22 protein-coding genes are annotated in these 24,361 nt (G+C 49.3%); 8 read left to right on the forward strand and 14 right to left on the reverse strand.

The annotated features are described in order from the left end of the window. Positions 1–71 precede the first annotated feature (71 nt). Complete coding sequence (locus G499_RS0112870) at positions 72–2,045, reverse strand: ATP-binding protein (RefSeq protein ID WP_027000285.1); 1,974 nt, start codon at positions 2,043–2,045, stop codon at positions 72–74. Between the two features lie 129 nt (positions 2,046–2,174). Between G499_RS0112870 and G499_RS0112875 the strand changes: the two genes are divergently transcribed. Further along, complete coding sequence (locus G499_RS0112875) at positions 2,175–2,771, forward strand: hypothetical protein (RefSeq protein ID WP_027000286.1); 597 nt, start codon at positions 2,175–2,177, stop codon at positions 2,769–2,771. A 9-nt stretch (positions 2,772–2,780) separates the two neighbouring features. On the opposite strand, the gene G499_RS0112880 is transcribed toward G499_RS0112875, so the two are convergent. From G499_RS0112880 to G499_RS0112895, 4 genes are all read right to left on the reverse strand, one after another. Next, positions 2,781–4,970: a SpoIIE family protein phosphatase gene (locus tag G499_RS0112880; protein WP_161627746.1), complete on the reverse strand. Its 2,190-nt coding sequence runs from the start codon at positions 4,968–4,970 to the stop codon at positions 2,781–2,783. Between the two features lie 173 nt (positions 4,971–5,143). Continuing rightward, positions 5,144–6,331, reverse strand: a complete 1,188-nt coding sequence (locus tag G499_RS0112885) for a hypothetical protein (RefSeq protein ID WP_027000288.1) — start codon at positions 6,329–6,331, stop codon at positions 5,144–5,146. A gap of 119 nt (positions 6,332–6,450) precedes the next feature. Beyond that, entirely contained in the window at positions 6,451–7,398 is a 948-nt protein-coding gene (locus G499_RS0112890; RefSeq protein WP_035727368.1) for an N-acetylornithine carbamoyltransferase, read from the reverse strand. Between the two features lie 249 nt (positions 7,399–7,647). Further along, positions 7,648–8,274, reverse strand: coding sequence for an L-threonylcarbamoyladenylate synthase (locus G499_RS0112895; RefSeq protein WP_027000290.1), 627 nt, complete (start codon positions 8,272–8,274; stop codon positions 7,648–7,650). A gap of 320 nt (positions 8,275–8,594) precedes the next feature. Between G499_RS0112895 and G499_RS0112905 the strand changes: the two genes are divergently transcribed. The 3 genes from G499_RS0112905 to G499_RS0112915 all read left to right on the forward strand — a co-directional run bounded on the left by G499_RS0112905 (position 8,595) and on the right by G499_RS0112915 (position 11,488). After that, the gene (locus G499_RS0112905; RefSeq protein WP_027000291.1) at positions 8,595–9,587 is read left to right on the forward strand and encodes a fasciclin domain-containing protein; all 993 of its coding nucleotides are present in this window, start codon (positions 8,595–8,597) and stop codon (positions 9,585–9,587) included. A 106-nt stretch (positions 9,588–9,693) separates the two neighbouring features. Beyond that, positions 9,694–10,758 (forward strand): sensor histidine kinase, encoded by a 1,065-nt coding sequence (locus G499_RS0112910; protein ID WP_051296234.1) that lies wholly within the window; start codon positions 9,694–9,696, stop codon positions 10,756–10,758. Further along, positions 10,739–11,488 carry a LytR/AlgR family response regulator transcription factor gene (locus tag G499_RS0112915; protein ID WP_027000293.1) on the forward strand — a complete coding sequence of 250 codons (750 nt, stop codon included), beginning with the start codon at positions 10,739–10,741 and terminating at the stop codon, positions 11,486–11,488. The genes G499_RS0112910 and G499_RS0112915 overlap by 20 nt, the downstream gene beginning before the upstream one ends. A gap of 50 nt (positions 11,489–11,538) precedes the next feature. Here G499_RS0112915 and G499_RS0112920 read toward each other — a convergent pair whose 3' ends face one another. Beyond that, positions 11,539–13,074: a hypothetical protein gene (locus G499_RS0112920; protein ID WP_027000294.1), complete on the reverse strand. Its 1,536-nt coding sequence runs from the start codon at positions 13,072–13,074 to the stop codon at positions 11,539–11,541. A 358-nt stretch (positions 13,075–13,432) separates the two neighbouring features. Between G499_RS0112920 and trpS the strand changes: the two genes are divergently transcribed. After that, positions 13,433–14,416, forward strand: coding sequence for a tryptophan--tRNA ligase (gene trpS / locus G499_RS0112925; RefSeq protein ID WP_027000295.1), 984 nt, complete (start codon positions 13,433–13,435; stop codon positions 14,414–14,416). 220 nt (positions 14,417–14,636) lie between these two features. Here the strand turns inward: trpS and porQ are convergent, their stop codons facing one another. Next, on the reverse strand, positions 14,637–15,626 hold the full coding sequence (gene porQ / locus G499_RS0112930) for a type IX secretion system protein PorQ (RefSeq protein ID WP_027000296.1): 990 nt from the start codon (positions 15,624–15,626) through the stop codon (positions 14,637–14,639). Between the two features lie 144 nt (positions 15,627–15,770). Between porQ and G499_RS21845 the strand changes: the two genes are divergently transcribed. Beyond that, positions 15,771–15,941 (forward strand): hypothetical protein, encoded by a 171-nt coding sequence (locus G499_RS21845; protein WP_154658445.1) that lies wholly within the window; start codon positions 15,771–15,773, stop codon positions 15,939–15,941. A 121-nt stretch (positions 15,942–16,062) separates the two neighbouring features. On the opposite strand, the gene G499_RS0112940 is transcribed toward G499_RS21845, so the two are convergent. From G499_RS0112940 to gpmI, 3 genes are all read right to left on the reverse strand, one after another. Further along, positions 16,063–16,500, reverse strand: coding sequence for a hypothetical protein (locus G499_RS0112940; protein ID WP_027000297.1), 438 nt, complete (start codon positions 16,498–16,500; stop codon positions 16,063–16,065). 107 nt (positions 16,501–16,607) lie between these two features. Then, the gene (locus G499_RS0112945) at positions 16,608–17,726 is read right to left on the reverse strand and encodes a DNA polymerase III subunit gamma/tau (RefSeq protein ID WP_027000298.1); all 1,119 of its coding nucleotides are present in this window, start codon (positions 17,724–17,726) and stop codon (positions 16,608–16,610) included. 304 nt (positions 17,727–18,030) lie between these two features. Next, entirely contained in the window at positions 18,031–19,557 is a 1,527-nt protein-coding gene (gpmI, locus tag G499_RS0112950; RefSeq protein ID WP_027000299.1) for a 2,3-bisphosphoglycerate-independent phosphoglycerate mutase, read from the reverse strand. A 64-nt stretch (positions 19,558–19,621) separates the two neighbouring features. Between gpmI and G499_RS19965 the strand changes: the two genes are divergently transcribed. Together G499_RS19965 and G499_RS0112960 are read left to right on the forward strand one after the other, a co-directional pair. Continuing rightward, positions 19,622–20,752: a leucine-rich repeat domain-containing protein gene (locus tag G499_RS19965; protein WP_051296235.1), complete on the forward strand. Its 1,131-nt coding sequence runs from the start codon at positions 19,622–19,624 to the stop codon at positions 20,750–20,752. Positions 20,753–20,755: 3 nt separating this feature from the next. Then, on the forward strand, positions 20,756–21,457 hold the full coding sequence (locus G499_RS0112960) for a 3'-5' exonuclease (protein ID WP_027000300.1): 702 nt from the start codon (positions 20,756–20,758) through the stop codon (positions 21,455–21,457). A 63-nt stretch (positions 21,458–21,520) separates the two neighbouring features. Here the strand turns inward: G499_RS0112960 and G499_RS22530 are convergent, their stop codons facing one another. From G499_RS22530 to G499_RS0112965, 4 genes are all read right to left on the reverse strand, one after another. After that, complete coding sequence (locus G499_RS22530) at positions 21,521–21,814, reverse strand: leucine-rich repeat domain-containing protein (RefSeq protein ID WP_161627747.1); 294 nt, start codon at positions 21,812–21,814, stop codon at positions 21,521–21,523. 77 nt (positions 21,815–21,891) lie between these two features. Next, positions 21,892–21,984 carry a leucine-rich repeat domain-containing protein gene (locus tag G499_RS22535; protein WP_081413808.1) on the reverse strand — a complete coding sequence of 31 codons (93 nt, stop codon included), beginning with the start codon at positions 21,982–21,984 and terminating at the stop codon, positions 21,892–21,894. 79 nt (positions 21,985–22,063) lie between these two features. Further along, positions 22,064–22,237 (reverse strand): leucine-rich repeat domain-containing protein, encoded by a 174-nt coding sequence (locus G499_RS22540; protein ID WP_161627748.1) that lies wholly within the window; start codon positions 22,235–22,237, stop codon positions 22,064–22,066. A gap of 302 nt (positions 22,238–22,539) precedes the next feature. Next, entirely contained in the window at positions 22,540–24,309 is a 1,770-nt protein-coding gene (locus G499_RS0112965) for a DEAD/DEAH box helicase (protein WP_027000301.1), read from the reverse strand. Positions 24,310–24,361 lie beyond the last annotated feature (52 nt).

Genomic DNA, 24,361 nt, shown 5'->3' on the forward strand with positions numbered 1-24,361 from the left:
GTTGTGGCCGTGGGCTTTGAAATGATTTGGCAGACGGAGCAATCTGGCTGTCTCAAACTTTAGGGCTGAGGCTAATGCAAGTTTTCAAGCTCTTCGGCTAGCTCGGTTTGTGCCTGCATAAAAGCCTTGCGCAAGTTTTTGAGCTGTTGTTGTACCCAAAGGTTGTTGGGCATAGCCTCAGTACTGAGATGATGTTCCAATTGGGTGATGATTTTTTCGGTACTATACATTCCCATCATCCGAATATTGGATTTCATCTTATGCAACACATCAGCCAGTTGTCGCCAATGTTGGTTATGGAAGGCTTCGTCAATATTACGCAGCTCCAGTTTGGACTGGGTTTCAAATAGCTGTGCGGCATCTCGGAGAAATTGGTGGTTGTCGAGGGCTATTTCGCGCAGATAAGAGGTATCGATGAGGCGGCGGAAACGCGCCGGGAGGAGCTTGCAAAGCGTGTCATAAAGGTCTGCTTTGGCAAAAGGCTTATCCAAGAAGGCATTGAAAAACTTACTGTCTGGGTGTTGGTTGGCTCCATCACCAAAGGCGCTCAGCCCGATGATAGGCAACGGATATTCGGGATTTGGCTTGTCGTGCAGTACCCGGGCCACTTGCCAACCATCGACTACAGGCATCTGGATATCGAGCAGGAGAGCGTGGTAGGTTTGTCGTCGAAGCTTTTCGAGCGCACATTGGCCGTCAATGGCTGTTTCTACCATACAGCCCCAGTCTTGTAAGACCTTCTGGGTGTAGAGCAAATTGACCTCGTTGTCATCTACCAACAATACCCTAGGGCTATTTTGAAATGGCAGGAAGCGTTCGTCGGTAGCGAGTTTGGTGTTCAGCTTGGGGTGGGTTTCTATTTCGGCCACCTCTGTTTCGGCCATAACAAAAGGCAGTGCAAAGTGAAAGTTTGTTCCTACCTGTGGAGCGCTGTATACTTCGATGAAGCCGCCTTGCATTTCTACCAATTGCTTGACGATTGTAAGCCCCAACCCTGTACCTCCAAAAAGGCGGGTGATGCTGTCGGAGGCCTGCTGATAAGGTGTGAAGATATGGGGCAATTGAGCAGGGGCTATGCCAATGCCGGTATCCTCAATGGCTACTTCGAGCCAAAACTTAGCATCATTGACCGGAATATGGTTCGGCAGCCCTACTTGTACCCTGATATAACCTTCTTGGGTAAACTTGACGGCATTGCCCACCAAGTTGAACAAAATCTGCGTAAAGCGTACCTTGTCACCAGTGAGCTGGTCAGGAATCAGTGGGTCAATATCATACACAAAACGAAGCCCTTTTTCTAACAGCTTGGGCCTGAAAGAGAGCTTAATATACTCCAGTACCTCTGAGAGGCTAAAGCTGACACGCTCAAAGGAAAGCTTTCCGGCCTCTATTTTCGACACATCCAACACATCATTGAGAATAGTCTGCAAATGCTTGCTCGAAGAGCGGATAGCACGGATGTAGGAGACCTGTTTGGCATCGTTGATGACCTCAAGGAGCAGCTCCGAAAGCCCGATAATGCCGTTGAGGGGAGTGCGTAATTCGTGGCTTACTTCTGAGAAAAAGTTGGTCTTCAGGCGTTCCAAGCGCTGAAGTTCTTCATTTTTGACAAGTAGGTTGTCCTTTTCGATACTGGTCTCGCGCCGTTGTTGTTGGAGCGTTGTCATATATCGGTGCGCCTCTTCGTTGTGCTCTATTGTACAGAGCAGCAGCCCCTCTTCGATGGCGTGGGGGAGCGGCTCTATCACAAAATCAAGCAGATAGGGACGGTGGGTGGGGTCGAATGGGAAACTAAATTCAACCCTAGGGAGTTTGAAAGCTGTGTGTAGGTTGCGTGTAACTTCGTTGACGTGCTCTTGTACACTCTCCAAAAACGGGAATAGGGCATAGAAGCTCAGACTTTTGTATGGCCGTAAATCCACAATAGTGTGGCAGCTATCGAGCACAAGTGTTGATTGGGCATCAAACACAATGTACTGGCAACGCTGAGCCAACAAGGTGGTTTTGTATTCGTGGAGATTTATGCTTGTATGCTTGGAGGTCATCTTAGCGATTAAGAGTAACTTTACAGCGCTTGGGTGGCTAAGGAATCCTTTTGCTTGAAAGGGAGTTACCCAACCATACGTAATATAACGTCAAAATATGTTTGCAATTTAACGAAATAGCCAAGTAATATGAACAAAGCTTTTGTTTTTTTTGCCCTTACTTTGAGTTTTGCCATTTTGGGGCAAGCCTGCCAAACGCCACAACCCAGCCAAGTAGTAGAGGATAGCGCAAACACATACTTTCCCCTCAGTGCGTTCGTCCAGTCGCAAGTTAGCGCATTGCGCGACAATGGAAGTACAAAGGTAGCCAAAAAGGTTATTTTTGACGGCAAAGTGGAACGCCAAAAGCTACAAATTAAAGATTGGGAGAAAGAGCTGGGTGTATTTATGAAGGCCGACATCAATAAGGCGGGGCTGCGCAATAGTTACCAGCGCATTGATTCGGTTACCAGCCAAGGCGCATACAAAATTTACCGTGCGCTCGAACCACAACTCAAGGTGCGAGAATTATGTGTTTTGCAGAATCTGAACGGGGAAGTAGTAGACATACGGGCTGATGTTCGGCAGCAAAATGCACTTTATTCCGAAAAACAAACTCTGGTCTTACATTGCAAACCCGACAAGCAGGGGCGCGCTCGGTTGGCATCTTACCGTATCGAGAGTATCCAAGACATCGCTCTGAAAGCGCCCAATACTTTTGTATTGGAAGCTGATTTGCTTGATTGATTGCGGCCATTAACGCAAACGGAAGCCAATCATCAGTACATCATCGGTTTGTTCTTTGTTGCCTTTCCATTGCTCAAATTCGTGTTCCAGGTAAGCTTTTTGCTCGCGCATAGGAAGGTGATGCAAGCTGAGTAGCAGCTCCCGAAGGCGTTTGGTCATATATTTACGATCGGTAATCTCCCCAAACTGGTCTTGGTAGCCGTCGCTGAAGATATAAAAAGCATCGTCAGGCTGGGGGATAATGGTATGGCAATCGTAGTATTTGTCCTCAGTATTAAGGTCTACACCGCCAATAGAGAATTTGGCACCACGGATTATATGAAGCTCTCCGTTGCGGATGAAGATAAGCGGGTTTTTGGCACCGGCAAAATAGAGCCTGTTGGCCGTTTTGTCCCACATACACAAGGCCATATCCATCCCATCATTGACGCGGCGGCGCTCTATCAGGTGTGTTTGCCCTTTGTTAAGGCGTTCTGTTACGCGGTTGTTGAGCTGTAGCAATATCTCGTCGGGGTGTAAGATACCATCTTTGTTGACGATATCGCTTAGGAAGTCATTGCCAATCAGGGTCATAAAAGCGCCGGGCACGCCATGTCCAGTACAGTCTACAGCTGCAATGATTTGGTAGTGCCGTTGGTCGTGAGTATGTTCGGTGGCCCAATAGAAATCCCCCGATACAATATCTTTGGGGCGGAAGAGCACAAAAGCCTCCTTGTAGTGTTGTTCTATTTGGTCAATTTCGCCCAAGACAGCCTCTTGTATGCGCTGTGCATAGCGTATGCTATCAGTTATTTTGTTGTAAGCAGCCTCTACTTCAGCAGTCTTGAGTTGCAAAGCCTTCTGTTGGTCGAGGATGTATTCGTTTTGCTGTTCCAGCTCTAAGTTTTTCTCCAAGATTTCGTCTTTCTGCTGCTCTATTTCCGCTGTGCGCGCTTTTACCTCAGCCTCTAGGCGCTCGTTTTGGGTAGCAAGTAGCTCTTGTTTTTCTTTCTCTTGTGCCAGCGTTTTGTCCGAAAGCTCCTGAATCTGAACAATCTGCATCGACAAGAGGCGGTTGGTATAGGCAAAATTACTGGCCAAAAATATGGACATCACACTAGAGATAGCCAGTACGCCGGTATAGCGGATGAATGTCCTCGTCCACTCAGGAATAACCGGCGCAGCAATCAGGCCTAGCGACGCGGCATAAATGAGTAGAAATAACATGCCTACAATCACGCCGCCGCTGATAAACCAAGCCAGCCTTTGCTTTTGTACAATGGCCATTACAGTAGCCCTGATAACCTCCAAGATAGCCAAGCCATAGTAGGCCTCCATCAGGGTAGAGTTGAGCTTTTCGTCGAAGGCGGTCAGGCTGGCCAATATCGCCGCCCCCACTAGAATATAGTAGTTGAGGGGCAGGTGTCGGGAAAAGATAGTATAAAACACCCGCATCAGCAGCAAGGGCAGCACAAACATCAGCGCCAAATTGGTCATATTGAGGTAAATGACATAGTCAATCTGGTGCGCTTGCCGGTGAACGTATTCGATATAAAATGTAAGTCCAACCCCTACCGAAAACAAACCGTAGAACAGATTGGCCTGCTGCCTTGGGTAGAAGAAAAACAGGCAGAGGTGTAGTAAGCCCAAGGCCATCAGTATCCCAAATTGGCTGACATTTTTGAAAGCATAGTTTGTCTTGTCGGTTACGTGCTTTCGTACACTCTTGGTCATATCGCCCAAAACCACCCTGAAACCGGCAGTACGTGCAAAGCGGCCATAGTTATTGTAAAGCTGCCAGGCATTGCTGTTGGAGTAGCGGACGGAGAGTGTTTGGAGGGGGCGGCCTCCAAATTTTAGGGCAATGGGGTCGCCAAAGGGGTTGTATTTGCGCTCCTTATCGGGGTTGGTACTGACTTCGCCGATGGTTTCTATCAAGCGCCCATTGAGATAAATTTCCCCTGCGCCCCGCTGGAAGAGCATCAGGGCAATGGTATGATGAAACAGGGTGCTGTCGATGATGAACTGTACTTGAAACCAGCCCAATCCCGAAAACGCTTCTTGAGGCAGGCTATCAAGCCAAAGCCTTGGGTTGATGCTTTGCCATTGGTCGAGGCCTTGGCTGCGTTCCCAAGGAGCTACGTCTAGCTTGCTGTAGCGCCAATAGTGAGAAGGAATCTCAAAGGCTCCTTCTTGAAGTTTGGCTAAGGATAGGTGCAATGCCGTATCACATGTGGATGTTTGTGCATACCCTTTGCCAGTGCTCAGCACTAGGCTCAGCAAACCAGTTATTATCCACAAATAAGCTCGGCAAGGTTGCATAATAAAAAAATCAAGAGTATCACTCAAAAGCTGCCCGCCTTTTGGATGGGGGCGGGCAGCGCTCAGTCAACTTATTTTTGCTTTCGGCAAACCAACACGCTGGTGTTGTCGGTGTTCCAATGATAGCCATAGGTGAAATTCAGCGGGCGTACTTGTTGGGTACTATCGCGGAAGGCTTGTGCTAGGGCGTTTTGGTAGGTATAGCCTCCAAAGTCAGCAATAGGGCGGGCATATTTACCATAAAGTTGTACACTCCATCCGGCCTCTTGGTAGACTTCGTAGCGGATGCCGGTATCGTCTTGCAAGACAGCCTTGGTGTCTTCCAAAATCAGGTTACGGATGGTCGAAAACTCTCCGCTATGTAGGGTATAAGAGGCTGACTTTACGAAGGTAACCTTGTTGGGGAAGCTCTTGATAAAGGCCACTAGCTCTTGTTTGCCGGCCATAGCGCCATCTACCACATCAGTACCGATGTACCACATACGCTGTGTTTTTTTGCGCTTTGGGTTATAAAACTCAATAGAGAGGCCGTTGAGCTGCTTGGTGTCTATCTTGTCGTTGGTGTAGGGCTCGAGTTTGAAGCTACCGTCTTTCTCGATATAGAAGCGATCGATACTTACGATTTGGTTGCCAGTGCGCGCCATAAAGGTCATCACGATAGGCAGCACACCTTTGCCCGACAAATCTCCACCCATAAAGCTGGTAATGAAGTAGTTGCGTTTGAAGATTTCGTTCAGCGCCTTGCGGATACCCATCAGGTACTGGTTGTCTACGCGGGCTTTGTTGGGCATAAAACCTGCTGGCTCAAGGCCGAACATCAGGTAGTTGTCGCAGTTGGGGAAAAACTCGTAGGCGTTCAGAAAATCAGGGCCGCTAAAGGGATAAAAGAGGTTGTTACCATCTTGTTGGAAGTCTTTCAACTCACTATCACGCCATTCGCGCATTTTGCCGAGGCGTTGCTCTTCGAGGGGTTTCCAGCTTTCTTCAAAGGCCTTGTAGTGTGTTTTGGCCCATTCGGTATCTAGGAGCGAGTCAAAGCCATTGGTATTGGGCTTTAGCGCCAAGCCACCCATAAAAGTAGCGATTTGTGTAAGCGTGGTATCGATAGTAAACTTGGGCAGTGCTTCGGCTATAGAGTCTACAGAGGCAGTATCAGCGTTGTTATCATTGCGTTGGCCGTTGCCACCACCGCAAGCCATCATACTTCCTGCTATTGCAAAGCCGAGAAGGGAAGAGGCGATTTTGTGAGCTAATCTCATTAGGGTATTTCAGTTGATTTTGGAGAATGTAAGCGCAAAATAAGGCGAAACAATGGTTTTGCCAAAAATTTGGACAGCCTAAAGGTGAAATTTTGGGACAATGCCTCAAAGTGTCAAATTTAGTCTTGTAAGAGCTGGTATAGCGCAGCTTGGGCAGAGAAGATACGGTTACGGGCCTGTACTTGCACCAAGGAGCGCGGCCCATCAATGACGGCATCTTCTACCACCAGATTGCGCCTTACGGGCAGGCAGTGCATAAAGTAGGCCTGGTCGGTAAGCTCCATATCTTTGGCGCTGAGAGTCCATTGGCGGTCAGCGTGAAGAATCTGGCCATAGTGAGTATATGATGCCCAGTTTTTGGCATAGACAAAGTCTGCGCCTTCGAGGGCGGCGTGTTTGTCGGCTTCATAACGAACACCCTGCATCATCTCTGGGGCTAGGTCATAGCCTTGGGGGTGTGTAACGACCACCTCGTAGTTCATTGCGGCAGTCCATTGCAAGAAGGAGTTGGCTACAGCCTGCGGCAAGGGCTTTACGTGGGGAGCCCAAGTCAGCACTATCTTAGGGCGGCTTTTGGTTTTATGGGCTTCGATGCTGAGCACGTCAGCAAAGGCCTGTAGCGGGTGTTGGGTGGCACTTTCGAGATTCAGGATAGGCACGCCGGCGTGTTGGCAGAAGCCTTCCAATACAGGCTCGGCATAGTCGAGGCTGCGGTCTTGTAGGCCGGCAAAGGCGCGCACCCCAATCAGGTCACAGTATTGCCCCATCACTCCGATGGCATCGCGGATATGTTCGGCCTTGTCGCCATCCATCACCACGCCGTCCTTGGTTTCGAGTTGCCAACCCTCTGCGCCCATATTCATCACAATCAGCTCCAAACCAAGCTGTTGGGCGGCGCGCTGAGTGCTCAGGCGGGTACGGATACTGGGGTTGAAAAAGAACAGCCCTAAGGTCTTGCGGCGGCCCAAATCTGCCGACTGCCAAGGGTCTTGCTGGAATTGCTGTGCTAGTTGTACCCAATCAGCAAGGTTGGGCACATCGGCCAAAGAACAGAAGTTTGTAGGCATTATGGTCTGTGTGGGAGATTATGCTTGATGAATCGATTTTTGGGAGAGGCCATAGGCACTCAAAATACCAATGTGATGCAAAGTTAGCATCTTTTGCAAAAGCCGAAGCCGCCTAAGGGATACAATATTGAGTCTGTGGTGGTATCTAACCAAACAACCCCCACAGAATGCGGGGGTTGCGGGCTAAACACCCAAACAGCAAACGCTATTGGGGTTGCGGCGGGCGATGAGCCTGTGGCTCAAAAATGGCTAGACATACACCGAAATATCGCCCAAACCTTCACGGACTACCTCGAAAAGATCATTGCTACAATCGACCACCGTAGAGGCGATATTGTTGCCATAGCCTCCGTCGATAATGTAGTCAACCTTGTCCTTAAATTTCTCATAAATCAACTCAGGGTCTGTAGAATATTCTATCACCTCATCATCGTCGCGGATAGAGGTGGTAATGATAGGGTTGCCTAGTTCTTTGACAATCGTGCGCGGAATGTTGTTGTCAGGGATTCTAATACCCACAAATTTTTTCTGGATATTGAGCACCTTGGGTACTTTGCTGCTGGCATTGAGAATAAAGGTAAAAGGCCCGGGAAGTGCTTTTTTCATTACCTTAAAGGTCTCTGTGCTGATTTTGGCATATTCTGAAATATGGCTTAGGTCATAGCAGATAAAAGAGAGGTTATTTTCTTTGACAGGAATCCCCTTGAGCTGGCAGATTTTTTCGATTGCCTTGGGGTTGTTTATATCGCAACCGATACCGTATACCGTGTCTGTGGGATAAATCACCAAACCACCGTTGCGCAAGCTCTCTACCACTGTAAGGATTTTGCGCATTTCGGGGTTTTCGGGGTAGATGCGAAGAAGCGTTGCAGCCATAAGAATAGGGAGTTAAGTAGACAAATGGGACAAAACAGCCCTGACTTCCAAAAGGCTGAAAGCACAGGGCTGTTTTTCAAAGCTAAACTTTTTTGGGGGATTTTAAAACTTTTGCCGCTTTTTATTTTTGGTAAATGACTCCAAACGCCAATACCATATCTGGACACTTGCCGACGTAAAATAACAGTTCATCCGCTTCTTTATACAGTTCATCCACCAAAAAAGGGAGCTCACCCTACTATGAAAGGCCGATGTTAGAGAATGGCTGTTTAAACAGCATATTTAGTGTACTACTCACTCAACTCAAAACCACTCTTTTTATGAAACAGCTTTTTTTTAATCTCCGCTTTTTGATGTATGTAGGTGTCAGTGTGTTGGTATTGGCTAGCTGCCGCAACAACGATGATGAGGTAACTCCCACGCCCGAGCCTACCATTGCCGAGATTGCCGCTGGCAACCCCGACTTTAGTCTCTTGGTGGCTGCTGCGGCCAAGGTCAGCAACGAGACCAGTGTCAATGTATTGAACTTGCTTTCTGACCCCAACCAGCGCCTTACAGTGTTTGCCCCCACCAATGCCGCTTTTGCTGCGGCAGGCTTTGCCAATGTGGCTGCCATCCAAGCGGCTAGCGCCGAGACTTTGTTGGCCGTATTGAGCTATCACGTCTTGACATCGGTTGTACCTGCCTCTGCAGTGCCTGCCGGACCTAATGCCGCCGTGCCTACATTCGATGGCGTGCGCCAAGTGTTTGCCACACGCAACAGCGCAGGGGTGTTTATCAATGGCATCCGTGTTACTACAGCAGATATCAATGCCTCCAATGGTGTGATTCACGTAGTAGAGCGTGTGTTGTTGCCTCCCGCAGGCAATATTGTAGAAGTAGCACAAGGCAACCCCGACTTCAGCCTCTTGGTAGCGGCGGTATTGCGCGCTAGCCAAGGCACTACAGATGTGGCAGCTGTATTGTCGGGTACTAATCCGTTTACGGTATTTGCCCCTACCAACGCAGCGTTCCAAGCAGCCGGTTTTGCAGATGTAGCGGCCATCAATGCTGCTGACCCCAACACACTGGCGGGTATTCTGACTTACCACGTTGTCAATGGTCGTGTGTTTTCGTCTGACTTGAGCAATGGCGCAACGCCTGCCACTTTAGCAGGAGCTACCGTAACCATCAATTTGCAAGGCAATAGCGCCCGCGTAACCGGCCAAGGCAACGGTGGTGAGGCATCTAACATCACTGCTACCAACATTATGGCCACCAACGGAGTTGTACACGTGATAGACCGCGTGTTGTTGCCACCGGCAGCAAACTAAAGACTGTTTTGTTTCTCGGTTTTTTTGATTGTTAGGGGTCAAACAGCCCGAAGGTTTTCGGGCTGTTTCCTATCCTGACGCGCAGACAAAACCTAATCTGACGGGGATGATGCTACAATTGTTCGGCCACCGCCACCGCCTCTGGATAATGCTCGCATTGGGGACATACTCTTACCTCAATACCCGATTTACCGAGGTGTATACCTATTACCAAATTGACACGCCGCCGTTTTGGACTTGGCTGACTTTTACCCTCATCACGGCCTTGATTTGGGAGGGAAACCTGTGGCTGGCGCGGCTAGCTGTATATTGCAAACAGCGGTTCAAAGGGCTGAACCCCTTACTACTGTTACTCATTATGAGTTGGCTGCCTACGTTTTTTTTCAGCTTGTTGCCCACGTATGCGATTGGGATTTTTATTTTGGGGTACACCTATGCTCAGTTGGCGCTGCCACTTAAGTTGTTGGTTGCTTTTGGCTTTAGAATCAATTTGTTTTTACACGGGCTGAACAGTATTTTTTATTATGCTGAAAAATTCAGAACCAAACATCTTGAGGCCGAAGCACTCAAAAAAAGCACGGCTCAGGCTCAGCTACAGGCGCTACGCCAACAGGTCAATCCACACTTTTTGTTCAACAATCTTAACGTGCTCTCTTCTTTGGTCATCAAGGACAGTCACCGGGCAGAGGAGTTCATTGAAGCTTTTGCGCAAGTATACCGGTATTTGCTCCGCAATAACGAGAAAGAGCTGGTGAGACTTTCCGAAGAGCTAGGTTTTATCCGAGCGTATGCCTATTTGCTAGAGCAGCGCTTTGGCGAAGGGTTTAGGCTTGTGGTTGACTGCCAAGGGTTGGATACCAAATCCGTGTATACCATTCCTTCGGCTTTGCAGATGTTGCTAGAGAACGCGCTCAAGCACAATATCGCCTCACAGAAACACCCTTTGTTGGTAGAAATATGCCTCGAAGAAGACCAGCTTGTTGTGCGCAATACCCTACAACGTAAGCCCGTAAAACCAATAGATTCTACCCAAATCGGGTTGCAGAACATCCGGCAACGCTATGATTTTTTGCACCAACCCTCTGTTACTGTAATAGAAACAGAAACCCATTTTGTTGTCAAATTACCACTTATTCAACTGCTTAAACCTCATGAAGACTATCATTATTGAAGACGAACCCTTGGCCGCAGAGCGGCTGGCTTGGCTGCTCAAACAATACGACAAGAGCATCGATATTATGGCCAGCCTCGATTCGGTAGAAGAGGCCGTTGCTTGGCTCAACACCAATCCCAGCCCAGAGCTTATCTGGATGGATATCCAATTGGCTGACGGACAGAGTTTTGAGATTTTTGACCAATGTGTAATCGATGCACCAGTGATTTTTACGACGGCCTACGACCAGTATGCCTTAGAAGCTTTCAAAGTATATAGCATCGATTATTTGCTCAAGCCGATTCAGCCACAGGCCTTAGCACAAGCCTTACAAAAATGGCAGCGTCTCAGTCGGTTTAGCCCGCAGTCTTTGGAGCAAATCAGGGCCGCATTTCAGCCGCAAAGACGCTACAAATCTCGCTTTTTGGTGAAAGTAGGAGATAAGATGATCTTCAAAGCCATCGAAGAGATTGCCTATTTTTATGCTGAAGACAAAACGGTCTACCTTGTGAGCCAAGAAAACAAGCGCTATGTCATCGATTATACGCTTGAAACGCTAGAGAGCCTGCTCGACCCAGAGTTGTTTTTTAGGCTCAACCGGAAGTTCTTGGCCCGCTATGAGGCCATCAGCGAAGTCAGGCATTATAGCAACAGCCGCCTCAAAATCTCCCTAAATCCTCGCGCTGCTTTGGAGGTCATCATCAGCCGTGAGCGGGTTTTGCCCTTCAAACAGTGGGCAGAGACATAGGCCATCAGACCTTGGATTTTGACATTGTCCAAGGTTGTATTTTGGGCACACTATACATAGCGGTAGTCTTTGATGAAGCCCATAATATGTTGCCAAAGCCATTCGTAAGGCATTACTTCGATATACTGGTTGTCTGTACTGAAGCCAGCCTTGGTTTGTTGTAGGCTTTCCCACAGCTTTGTGCTGGCTTTGTGGGTGTTATAATAACGAAAATCTTGCTGTTTGAGTGTTTGGAGCAAGTGGATAAAGCACTCGCTCCGATACAGTCGGTCGCGCTGTGGTGTGCGGCGTGTATACAGGCTGAGCAGGTCTATACAGCGCTCTGTACCCGAAATATCCTGTTTTTCGAGGTGTGTAATGATTTGTAGGCTTAGGCGGGCAATGTTTAGGCCGCGTTGTTGTTTATCGTATTCGGGGCTGAGCTGAATATAGTCGCTCATCTTGAGCGCCAACTTTGATGTTTGTATATTGGGTTGTATATCAGATACCTGCATTGATTTGCCTATGTGCATCAGGTATGCCTGAAAGGTTTGCCATCGGCTACGCACAGAATCACTTTCTTTACGAAAGATATTGAGGCTGACCGTGTCATTGAATATCTGTGCGCTGTTGATATATTGGTGGCTGTGTAGGCTGGCCAACATCCGCAACTCTTGTAGGCTGAGCCAGTTAGGGCTATCGGGGTGGATGATGGGTTGTTGGATGATTTTTTGCTCTATCTCGCTCCAGCGCTCTAGGTTGGCTAGGGCGCGTATCTCATCCAGATAGATATGCTCTTGCAGCTGTCCGCAGCTAAACAACGGATTGATTTTGAGAAACACCCGCTGCTCGGAGAGCACCTTGAGTTGGTCTTCGTAGCGTTCTTGGTATTGGGCTTGGAGAGCCTGGAGTTGCAGCCCGGCTAGTGCCATCACGGGCGACTGATATTGGTCTAAAGGAATGATAGCAAGCTGACGGTAGTGGGCAAATTTCTCGTCTATCTCCTTGCTTTTGACAGGTGAGCGCGTATTGTCTACAAGGGCGCGAAGCTCGTCTAGGCCTTGCTGTATTTGCCGCTCTAATTGCCATTGTTGTTGCGCCTCTGTGGCGAGGGTTCTAAACGACTCCATCTTGCGCAGGTCTTGTTGTTCGGCATAATACTGTGCCAACAAATGGCCAAACAGACTTACACCTTCGGCAGAGGGCAGCTCTTGCGCTTTTTTGAAGGCCTTTTCAATCAGGGGCAGCCCTACCTGATAGCTACGCTCCAACATCAGGGTTTGGGATTGGTACAAAACCCGGCGTAGTTCGTTGAGGGTTGCGTCATATTCCGAAATATAGCGCCCGGGTTGGATGCTCAAGAAAAAAACAGTATTCAAGATCTTTTGCTTGAGCCTACTTTTGAGGATAAGGTATTTTTTTTCGCTGGCATCACATTGGTAAATATCCTCGGCGGCCTCTTGGTCGGTCAGGTATTTGCCCGAAGTTATGCCATAGAAAAGTTTGTAATAATTGCTTTGCTTGCTACGGCTGCGCTCATCAAACAGTTCTACTTTTTTGATCCTCTTTTGGTTGATGAGGTCTATGAGTTCGGTCAGGGTTTCCATAATTCAACAGGGTGTTTGCGGTGTATGCGGGCGCGTCTAAGGAAGGTATCGACGAGAGACTATGATAAACAAGAGGACGATGTGCGTGTGTGGAACGGAAGCAAAAAAATACTTGGCCATATCATACAATGTACAATGTAGCGCTAAGACCAAGTGGCAGAAGCAGTTCATACTAGGGCAAACAGAACAAAACAAACAATGATTCCTAATTGTTTTGTTTTTTTGTTGTATCTGTAAAAAAAACATAAAAAATGCGTAATCCCAACAAATTACGCCGCTTTTTTTAAGTATTTTGCGCCAATAATGCCTGACATACCCAAGCCAAGGCAAAGTACCATTGACCATCAAACCAAAGATTATGGCAAGAATTTTAACCGGTATCCAGAGTTCGGGAGAGCCACACCTAGGCAACCTTTTGGGGGCTATCCTGCCTGCTATCACACTTTCCAAAGCAAAAGACAATGAGTCTTTTTTCTTTATTGCAGACCTTCACTCCTTGACTACTATCAAGGAGGCCGAGCAACGCCTGCAAAATATCCGTGCGGTAGCGGCTACTTGGCTGGCCTGTGGGTTTGATACCGAGCAAAATACTTTTTACAGACAATCACACGTGCCCGAAGTTACGGAGTTGGCTTGGTATCTGAACTGTTTTATGAGTTTCAACCGCCTTAAGCTAGCACACTCCTTCAAAGATAAATCTGAAAAGCTAGGCGAAGACGGAATCAATGCAGGCCTGTTTACCTATCCGGTATTGATGGCGGCTGATATTCTGTTGTATGATGCCGATATTGTGCCGGTAGGCAAAGACCAAGAGCAGCACCTCGAAATCACCCGAGACATCGCCACTCGTATCAATAACCACTACCAAGAAGAGGTGTTTGTGATTCCCGAAGCCCAAATCAGCGAGGATGTTAAGACCATCCCCGGTACCAATGGTGAGAAGATGAGCAAGTCATACAACAATGTCATCAATGTGTTTTTGCCCAAAAATCAGCTCAAAAAGCAAGTAATGAGTATTGTTACAGACAGTACCCCCCTCGAAGAGCCCAAAAACCCTGATACTTGCAATGTGTTTAAGCTCTACAGCCTATTGGCTTCGGAGCCACAGATAGCAGCTATGCGCCAGCAATATCTCGCGGGTAACTATGGTTATGGGCACGCCAAAACGGCCTTGTTGGAGTTGTTGCTGGCTCATTTTGAGGCCGAGCGTGAGCAATACACATATTATATGGCGAATATCGATGCACTGGAAGCACGCCTTGCAGAGGGCGAACAAAAAGCCCGTGAGGTAGCGCAAACGGTACTCCAGCGGGCACGCAAAGTGATGGGCTTCCGAGCCTAGCCATACCCCTCGACAATACGTCAAGGCCTAGTCAATCGCCCTGATGGTCTCTAGGCTGTCAGGGCTTTTTCGGGGCATCACGCCACTGGACATTTTTGGTAAAGCAGCCCGGGGCTCCAGCTCCGAGACAAGCTGAGGCCTTATTTCACACCCAAAATGAGACTTAGCCCACAGTTTTAACTGTGGGATTTGAAAAATATCTAGTGGCGTATCGGGCTATTTACAAGAGATGCTCCCAATCTAGGGTGAGCGTGAGGGTATTGCGCCCTCCAGCAGGATGAAGCGCCCCTCGGGCATAGTTGAGCTGAAACTTGCGGGTGTGTAGCCTAAAGCCACCAAAAACCCCACTGCTGCCTGCCCGCTCGCTGGGACGTAAGGTTTGCCTTACCAAGGGGTTGTATCCTATCATCAGCCCAAAATTTTTGTGGGGCAATAGCTCTGCGCCCAATACCATAAAACGCAAGGCTGAAGATACAGCGTTGCCGCTCAACTCTGTAGGTACTGGAGGCATAGCATTGGGCAAATGCCGGAGGGTGAAGTGAAAACGCAGTGGCATATGTTGAGGCTTGAAACTCGCGCCAAGCCGCAGTTCCAAGGGCAGGGGGGCAATGGCCGCGTCGCCGCCCAAGCCGGCACCGATGTTGGCTATGGTCAAGCCCAACTGAAAGTCGCGATCAGGATGGCGAAAAACCCCTCCTAGGGTACCGGCCAAGGCATATTGACCATATCCGGCGATGTGGCTACCCAAAATCTGAACGCTTCCCCCTAGCCGAAATACGCCCAGCCGGTGGCTATAAGCCGCGCCAATACTCCAATCGGCAGCCTGAAAATCGCCCTGTGTTTGGCCTCCAGGGTCGGTATCGGGTATTGTCCCATAGTGTAGGTACTGAACCCATAGCCCTAGGGCGGCGCGCTCTCCGCGAGGCAAGGCCACCGCTACTTGGCTGTGGAGTATGTCTGCATACCAAGGTTGTACGGAAAGGCTCGCCCTGCGGGCCGCTTCTGGCTGCAATAAGGCCGGGTTTTGGGTTATCATACTAGGCTCTGGCAAGGCGCTCGACACCTGTACTCCGCCCAAAGCAATGGCCGTAGCGCTATTGGGCAAACGCAAAAGATTGAAAGAAGTATACGGAAGGCTTTGGGCAGGCAAAATATTGCCCAGACCGAGCATAAGCCATAGCTGATAATAGAGGAAGTAACTATTTTTCATCGACCAAGGTACGATACAAGAAGATTAGGCGTTATTTTTTGGCGACAAACAGCCAGCTTATTGAAAGTATTGGCGTGCATTTTGAGTACCTTACTTCATACAACAGGCAGACCCTCATCCCTAATATTCAAAATTAAGATTTTTATGAAAAAACGTAAGCCTATTCCTCAAAGCACTTGGCAAAAAAATCCTGAAAAGCTTCAGCAACACCTCGATAGACTCATAGGGCAGGCCTTTAATGCCATCAATGAGATGGATAGCATCTTGGAAAAACAGGTAACCCAAGAAAAACCCAAACCCGACAAACCAGAATAAGTTATAACAAGATTCACAAGATTTGGGGACTTACAGGATTCTATTTCCTTGATTATCAAGGATTCTCAGTGTGCAGCTTTCCCAAACCAATCTTGGTTAGGTATAAGTGTAGATGAGGAAGCTAGAGCAGTTCTAGCCCCAACACATCCTTGAGCTTTTCTAGGGCAGGGTAAGCCTTGCGCAGCGCTTCCCAGCGTTTTTGGGGCGAATCTTCTCCTTCAGGAGCAAGTATTTCGGCCTCAGATAGTTCTATCTTAGGAACGATGGCCGGCACAGCAGCCAAGTGCGTCTCCCAAGCTGGGAGATACTTCGTTACGACAGCCTTATGAGAGGGTTGCCTGGGAACAAGCCGGAGTAAGGGCGGTTCTTGAGCATCGAGCAGCAAATCTACCTGTAACAAGAGCTGCGTATCTGCCGTAGATTTTTGCCCCAGTCGATTACAAAAGCGCTTCCACTCATAGCGTAGCTGAGGTTCGTCTAGCAATACCGGAGGTTTGGCTATAGGGTTTTGAGCATTGCTCTTGAGCTCTTCGGCAGTAGGTAGCTTGGGTGTACTCATCACCTTGGGCTGCGCTACTGCTGGAGCTTTAGGAATATCGACAGGCTTGGCCTCTACAGGTTCTTTAGAAGCGGCTGCATTGTCCGAGTCTGGTTTAGGCTGCGATTTTAGTTTTTTTTTTGAGCAATCAAGCTTGGCAAATGCGCCATCTTAAACAAATGCAACTCTACCAGCAGGGTAGGGTGCTTACTGTTTTTGTAGGCCAAGTCGCATTGGTTCATCAAGTTGAGCGCATTCAACAAAAAGCCCGAAGTAGCCGCCTGAGCCTGTAATTGGTAACGTTCTTTGGCCTTACCCGAAACAGATAAAAGGCTGACAGTCTGAGGGTCTTTACACATTAGTAGGTTGCGTAGGTGCTCGCCCAACCCAGCCACAAACAAGTGTGCATCAAAACCCTTGCGCAGTATTTCGTTGAAAACCAATACCGCACGGCTGCTGTCTTGTGCCAATAATGCATCTGTGATTTTGAAGTAATAATCATAATCCAAGATGTGTAGGTTGTCGATGGTAGCGCTGTAGGTAATGCGCCCATCGCCGGAGAAGGTGCTGACAAGGTCAAAAAGTGAGAGCGCATCGCGCAGACCGCCATCAGCCTTGCGGGCAATGAGTTCGAGGGCTTCTGGCTCTGCTTGGATACCTTCGCGGGTGGCTATAGAGGCTAGGTGTTGGGCAATGTCATCGGTTTCGATACGCTTGAAATCAAAAATCTGACAACGCGACAAGATGGTAGGGATAATCTTGTGTTTTTCGGTAGTAGCCAGAATGAAAATAGCATACGAGGGCGGCTCTTCCAAGGTCTTCAAAAAAGCATTGAAAGCGCTATTGGAGAGCATATGCACCTCATCGATGATGTAGACCTTCTTCTGACCTGAGGTAGGCGGATAACGTACTTGCTCAACGAGGTTGCGGATATCATCCACACTGTTGTTAGAAGCCGCATCTAGTTCGTAGACATTGACACTGCTGTTTTTTTGAAAAGCCAGACAAGAGGTGCACTCACCACAGGCCTCTCCCTCTGCTGTAAGGTTGGTGCAGTTGATGGTTTTGGCCAAGATACGGGCACAGGTAGTTTTGCCTACCCCACGAGGGCCACAAAACAAAAAGGCTTGCGCCAAATGTTTGCTCTTGATGGCATTTTTGAGGGTGTTGGTAATATGTGATTGCCCTACAACACTGTCGAAGAGTGCAGGACGGTACTTACGTGCCGAAACGAGGAAGTTTTCCATACAAGGGGCAAGTTAGTAATTTTTGCGGAATCAAAATAGCACCAGCATACGGGAATTTATGCCCAACCAAAGTTAGTTTGGGAAATGTATGTGCTGAAAATCCGTGAGCACCAAGAACATCAGCCACTTTGAGCCCCCAACCAAGAACACTTTGGAATAAGTTTACGCCGCTGGACATTTTTGGAAAAGTAGCTCGGAGCTCCAGCTCCGAGACAAGCTGAGACCTCATTTTGGGGTAAAATAAGACTTAACCCACAGTGTTAACTATGGGGTTTGAAAAATATCCAGTGGTGTGAACAAAACCCTAACTCAAAAGTGAGTCTTCGCTCATTTCTGTTGGGGGGGCGATACCCATCAAGTCTAGGATGGTTGGGGCGATATTGCCGAGCTTTCCACTGCCTTTGAGGGAGCCTTGGTAGTCATTGTCTACCAAGATACAGGGAACGAGATTGGTGGTGTGTGCGGTATGGGGTGTACCATCAGGGTTGCGCATATAGTCGGCGTTGCCGTGGTCGGCAATGACCAACACACTGTACTGCTGCTTGAGAGCAGCCTCAATTACTTGTGCGGCACAGTGGTCTACGGTTTCGCAGGCTTTGACAGCCGCCTCAAACACGCCCGTATGGCCTACCATATCGGGGTTGGCAAAGTTGAGGCAGATGAAGTCGGCGCTTTGTGCTTCGATTTCGGGTACGATGGTGGCCACAATCTCGTGAGCACTCATTTCGGGCTGTAGGTCGTAGGTAGCCACCTTGGGAGAGGGGCAGAGTAGGCGTTTTTCACCCTCAAAAGCAGCCTCACGCCCACCGGAGAAGAAGAAGGTTACGTGAGGGTATTTTTCTGTTTCGGCAATACGGATTTGGGTTTTTCCGGCCTTGGCCAGTACCTCGCCGAGGGTGTTAGACAGGTTGTCCTTGTCGAATAGAGGGGTTACGCCTACGAAAGTCTCGTCGTAGTTGGTCAGGGTGAGGTAGCGCAGGGGCAGGGTTTGCATCCCTTGTGCGGGCATATCCTCTTGGGTCAGTACTTGGGTGATTTCGCGCCCTCGGTCGGTGCGGAAGTTAAAACACAGCACCACATCACCTTCTTGGATGGTGGCCAAGGGTCGGCCTTGTGCATTGGCAATGAAAGAGGGCGGTATAAACTCATCAGTAACATTTTGCACATAAGCACTTTGCACAGCCTCAGCAGCCGAGCCAAAGGCAGCGCCCTCTCCCCGCACGAGTAGGTCATAGGCTAGTTTGACGCGCTCCCAACGGCGGTCTCTGTCCATGGCATAATAGCGCCCAATGACGGAGGCGATGCGTGTGCTGCGGCCTTGTAGATGTGCTTCGAGGTCTTGGACGTAGCCCAAACCACTTTTGGGGTCGGTGTCGCGCCCGTCTGTAAAGGCGTGTACAAACACTTCGTACAGTCCTTCGGCTTCGGCTATATCACAAAGTGCTTTGAGGTGCTCGATGTGGGCGTGTACACCACCATCAGAAAGCAAGCCGATGAAATGTACTTTTTTTTGATTTTTTTTGGCATATTGCAACGATTCCAACAGCGTCGGGTGTCGGTGTAGTTCGCGTTGGGCAATGGCCTGATTGATGCGTACCAGTTCTTGGTATACCACACGTCCGGCACCGATGTTGAGATGGCCTACTTCGGAGTTGCCCATCTGCCCGGGCGGTAAGCCTACCGCCAAGCCCGAGGCTTCCAGTTGGGTGTGTGGATAGCGGGCAAATAAGCTATCGATAAAAGGCGTTTGGGCGTGTTGGATGGCCGATACCTCCGGCTCAGTACCAAGACCCCAGCCGTCGAGAATCATCAGCAATACTTTCTTATTCATTATAAAATAGCGCTTGATTGAAATACAGTGTTGGTAATTAAAGGCCAAAATTACGAAAAAAACTATGAGAACTGCCGCCCCGTTTTTGTACTGCCTGCTCTTGTTCAGTGGGTTTATTTTTTGCCCTGCCACTTCTAGTGCGCAAACCAGCTTGCTCAGCCTTGAAGAACTGGCCAATGAGGAGGTGTATACCAAGCTACAGGCGGCAATCCGTGACTCGACCAAGGCCTTGGTACTGAGCCTCAAAGGGGACTCTCTCACACAGTATCCACAGGAGCTGCGCCACTTGCGCCGCCTACAAGTACTGGATCTTAGCCTTAACCCCTTGGAGGAGTTGCCGGCTGCCATTGCCCGCCACCCCGACCTACAAGTGCTTGACTTGTGGGGCTGTGGCCTCAAGCGCCTGCCAAAAGAGATAGGTCGCCTTCAGCACTTGCGCTACCTCTACCTCGACTATAACCAACTCGAAACCCTCCCGCGTGAAATCAACCAGTTGCAAAAGCTCGAAGTGCTCGACCTCGAGGGCAACCAACTTACCCGATTCGACACGGCGTGGTGTCGGTGGGAGCGCCTCGAAGTACTCGACCTTGAAGGCAACCAACTTACCCAACTGCCCCCACAAATTGCCCAGCTCAAACGTCTCAAGACACTTGACCTTTCGGGCAATCAGCTCGATTCGCTCCCACAGCGTCTGGCGGAGTTGGAGCGCCTCGAATACCTTTATCTTGACCGCAACCGCCTGCAATCTTTGCCCGCCGACCTTGGCAATATGCGCGACCTCAAGTTTGTGTACTTGGCCAACAACCGCTTCCGAGAGCTACCCAAAGGGCTGGAAACCTTGCAAAATGTGGAGATTTTGGATCTTTCGGGCAATCAGCTTAGCAGCCTCCAACTCAATTGGCAGCAACTCAAGCGCCTACATACACTCAAACTCCAACAAAACAAGCTGACTGAGCTGCCCACCGAACTACTCCAGCTCCCCGACCTCGAAACGCTTGATCTTTCGGGCAACCAACTCAGCTACTTACCTGATGACTTGTCAGCTTGGAAAACACTCAAAGAGCTGAATATTAGGGGAAATCCACTATCAGACAAGCGCAAAGAACCGACACAAGAGTCGGCCTCGGCCTCTGGCGACGAATCGGAGCTAGGGCGTATTCGGCAGCAACTTCCCCAAACACAAGTAAAGTTTTAGCCAATGCGCTGGTGGCCCGACAAATCACACCGCGCCTATCGCCGTCAGTGCCGCGAAGGCAAAGCCCCGGCGTGGCTCTGCGATTGGTATTGGCAATATCGAGCCCCAGACCCTCGTCAGCGCATTATCGATGCTACCTTTGTGGTGTTTGATGTAGAAGCCACCGGGCTCAATCCTGCCAAAGACTGCATTCTGAGCTTGGCTGCGGTGCGGGTGCAGGGTGGGGTGATAGACCTCAGCGGCGCTATCGACTTCAGGGTACAACAAGCCAATGCGCAAGGGGCTGAGGCAGTGCTTATCCATCAGATTTTACCCCAAGAAAGCCGTCAGGCCGATATCAGCGAAACTGCGATGTTGCGCTATTTTTTACAGTTTTGTGGCAGCAGCATCTTAGTAGCCCATCACGCTGCGCTCGACTGTGGCCTGCTCGACCAAGCGCTCCAACGACATCACCAAGTAAGCCTGCTCAATCATACGCTCGATACGCTCGTTTTGGCGCGGCGACTGGCCGGCAACCCTTCTCCCGAACAAACAAGCCCCCAACAGTTTACCCTCAACAGCCTATGCGCCCAATATGGTATCGCCCTGCCCCGCCCACACGAGGCCGCCTCCGACACCTTAGCTACTGCCCAACTCCTCTGCCACCAACTGCATCAAGCTCAACGACGCGGACTGCGTACCCTTGGAGAGTTGGGGGTAAGTTGATGGCTGAGATGTTGTAGATTATAGGGTGTATTTTGCGCACTTATGTATTTTTTGTAAAGTATTTCAGATGCCTGATTTTTTCCGGATTTCAGATTGGAGGGTGTCAAGAAAGGGGTTATTTTCAATGTGTAATTCTTTCAAAAGGGGGAGATGCTCCAAGCTTGAAATATCAGAGAGCTGATTGTTGTTCAAATGCAGTGATGCTAATCGTGTTAAGCTTTGTAGGGGAGAGAGGTATTGTATCTTGTTGAAGCCCAAACTTAAGGTTTGTAACTGCGTCAAGGTTTTTAAGTGTGAGAGGTCTTGAAGTTGATTCCAATTCAAGCTTAATGATTGCAATTGTGGTAAACCTTGCAAAAAGGCAATATCGCGTATTTTATTATCCTACAAGCTTAGCGTGTGTAGTTGCCTAAGGCTTTGTAAAGGGAGAAATCTTAGGATATAATATTATTCAGGTCTAGGGATTGTAATTGTGTCAACCTTTCCAAAACAGCAATGTCTTGAATTTTATTATTCCATAAGCTCAGCGATTGTAGCTGGCAAGGTTAAATCCGAGAATTGTAACCATTCTAAACCCGATGGGAAAGCAATCTTGTGTATTTGGTTTCAGCTCAAGTTTAGAAATCGTAGCTGAGGCAAGTCTTTCAAAAAAGACACGTCCTGTATTTGGTTATAGCTTATGTCTAAATATCGTAAACCCGTTAAGCTTGAGACGAAGGAGGTATCTTGGATGTGGTTCTGGCGCAGATTTAGGATTTGTAACTGCGTGAGTGCTTGCAAAAAAGAAGCGTTTTGAAGTTGGTTTGTGCTGATGTCTAAGAATATTTACGAGGTTATTTTCTTCCCTTGTTTTGGCTTTGATGTCTCTTCTGTTCTTGCCGTTTTTCATCAAACGTATACCATAGGGCCTGTCTAAATTTTCAGCGCGGCACTCAAAACAGCTGATTTTTGCGCTGACACTAGGCAAAAAGCGCAGGCTGATATTGAGCCCACGATTTTAATCGTGGGAAGGCTGTACCCAAAAATCAGTTTTTTTTGGCTGATGAAGATGATTTTAGACAAGCGCTAATGTAAGATGCCAGCTAGCGATGCTCTTCCCAGACTAGATTGGCTTCGCTGCGCAGTTGTCGCAGCATGGTACGGGTGCGTAGGTCTTCGTAGTTGGTAGGTATGGTGTCAAGCAGGGCATCAGCACAGAAGAAAATCACCTTGGTTTTGGCGCGGCTGATGGAGACATTGAGGCGGTTAGGCGAGTACAAAAACTCACTTACTTGGGAGAGGTAGTCGGCTTCGGTAGCAGTATAGGAGACCATCACCAACTCTACACTTTGGCCTTGCAGCTTTTCGACCGTATCGATTACGGGCAGCGCGGGCAAGGTAGGGTAGTGGGTGCGCAATGCTTCGATGATACGCAGGATTTGTTTGCGAAAAGGCGTTACCACGGCCATATCCTGTGCAGGCCAGCCCTGTGTACCTATCAGGTAGCCGATGATGTGAGCTATCTTGAGGGCTTCGTAGGGGTTTTCTTGTGTACTTTGGTTGTCGGGGGAACAAACCCAAACCATCGCCGCGTCGGGCTGCAATACCGTCTGCAAGAAGGCATCCTGCTGCCCCAGCCCTTGTAGGGTCGGGAAAGGGCGGTTATGGCTGTGTTGGAGGAAGGTCTCGCCGGAGGAGCCTTGGGGCTTGGGGTAGAATAGCGTCCCGATGAGGTGTGTCAGGGTGGCGTTCATCCGGTAGGTGGTGTCGAGCGCCATCAGCTGGTGGGGCAGATGGTTTTCGATATGCGCCAAGATAGAGCACGAGAGGGGATGCGTTTGCAAGGACTCACGGAAAATGGGCGGCATTTGTCGTTGGTCGCCGAAGAGCAAGATGCTTTTCGCACCCATCCCTCCCAAGAGCACGGCCAGTGGCAGCGGCACTTGTCCGGCCTCATCCACAATGACAACCTCAGGGGTGTAAGGCGATTGGTCTTTGAGCAAATTGAGCAGCGCGGTGTAGAGGCTCGTTCCGACGATGCTCCCCCCTTGACTGAACAGTTCGGTGGGCAGGTCGGTAAACTTATGGATGGGGATATTGGGCAGCAGGTTGTCGCGTTTGGCGGCATCGCCGGCCTTGAAAATCTCCAGCCCGGGGGCGTGGTCATAAATCTCGTTGAGGGCGTGGTGTACGGCCTGATGGGTATGGGCGACTAAGAGCACACGCCGCCCTTCTTCGGCCAATTGGGTGGCCACCTGTGCCAGTACCGCCGTTTTGCCTGTACCCGGCGGCCCTTGGATGGCCAATATGGGCGGCAAACGCAAGCAGGCCGAAAGAGCAGCCTGTTGAGAGGGATTCAGGCGCTGTGCTGCCTCCGAAAGGGCAGGGGCAGGGCGCAAAGGAGCTGATAGCGAAGCCTGTCCAAAAAGTTGGCGAAAAAACAAATGCCCACGCCCACCGGCTTGCAGGCTTGTTTTGGCAAGTTGCCCTACCCGCTTCATCATATCGAAGGGTGGGGCTTCGAGCCTAGCCTCGCTGAGTGTATGTAGCGATGCTTGCCAATTGCGGGGATATACGGGAGCCAACCACAGTTCTTTGCCTTTTACCCTGAAGAGACTTACTTGATGGGAAACCTTGCCATAATGCAGTGCGAGCGTCTCGCCTTCTTTGAACTTGGTGCGGTTTTGGGCAAAGCGGAAGTGTGCCAACATCTTGCCTTGGTGCTCTACCAGCCCTCCAAACTGCAGCTGAACGATGGCCAAGCCGTTGGCCTCCTTCCCCTCGTCAGAGAGTAGGCGGATGGCTTTTTGCTGGTCGTCTTCATCCAAAAATTCTTGCCAAAAATAACGGGCGATTTCTTCGGGGGCGAGCATTGTGTCAGTGGGTGGGTAAGGGTGATGCCTTTGGCGTAGTTTAGTATTTGAG

The organism is Eisenibacter elegans DSM 3317 (genome assembly GCF_000430505.1).
Classification (GTDB): domain Bacteria; phylum Bacteroidota; class Bacteroidia; order Cytophagales; family Microscillaceae; genus Eisenibacter; species Eisenibacter elegans.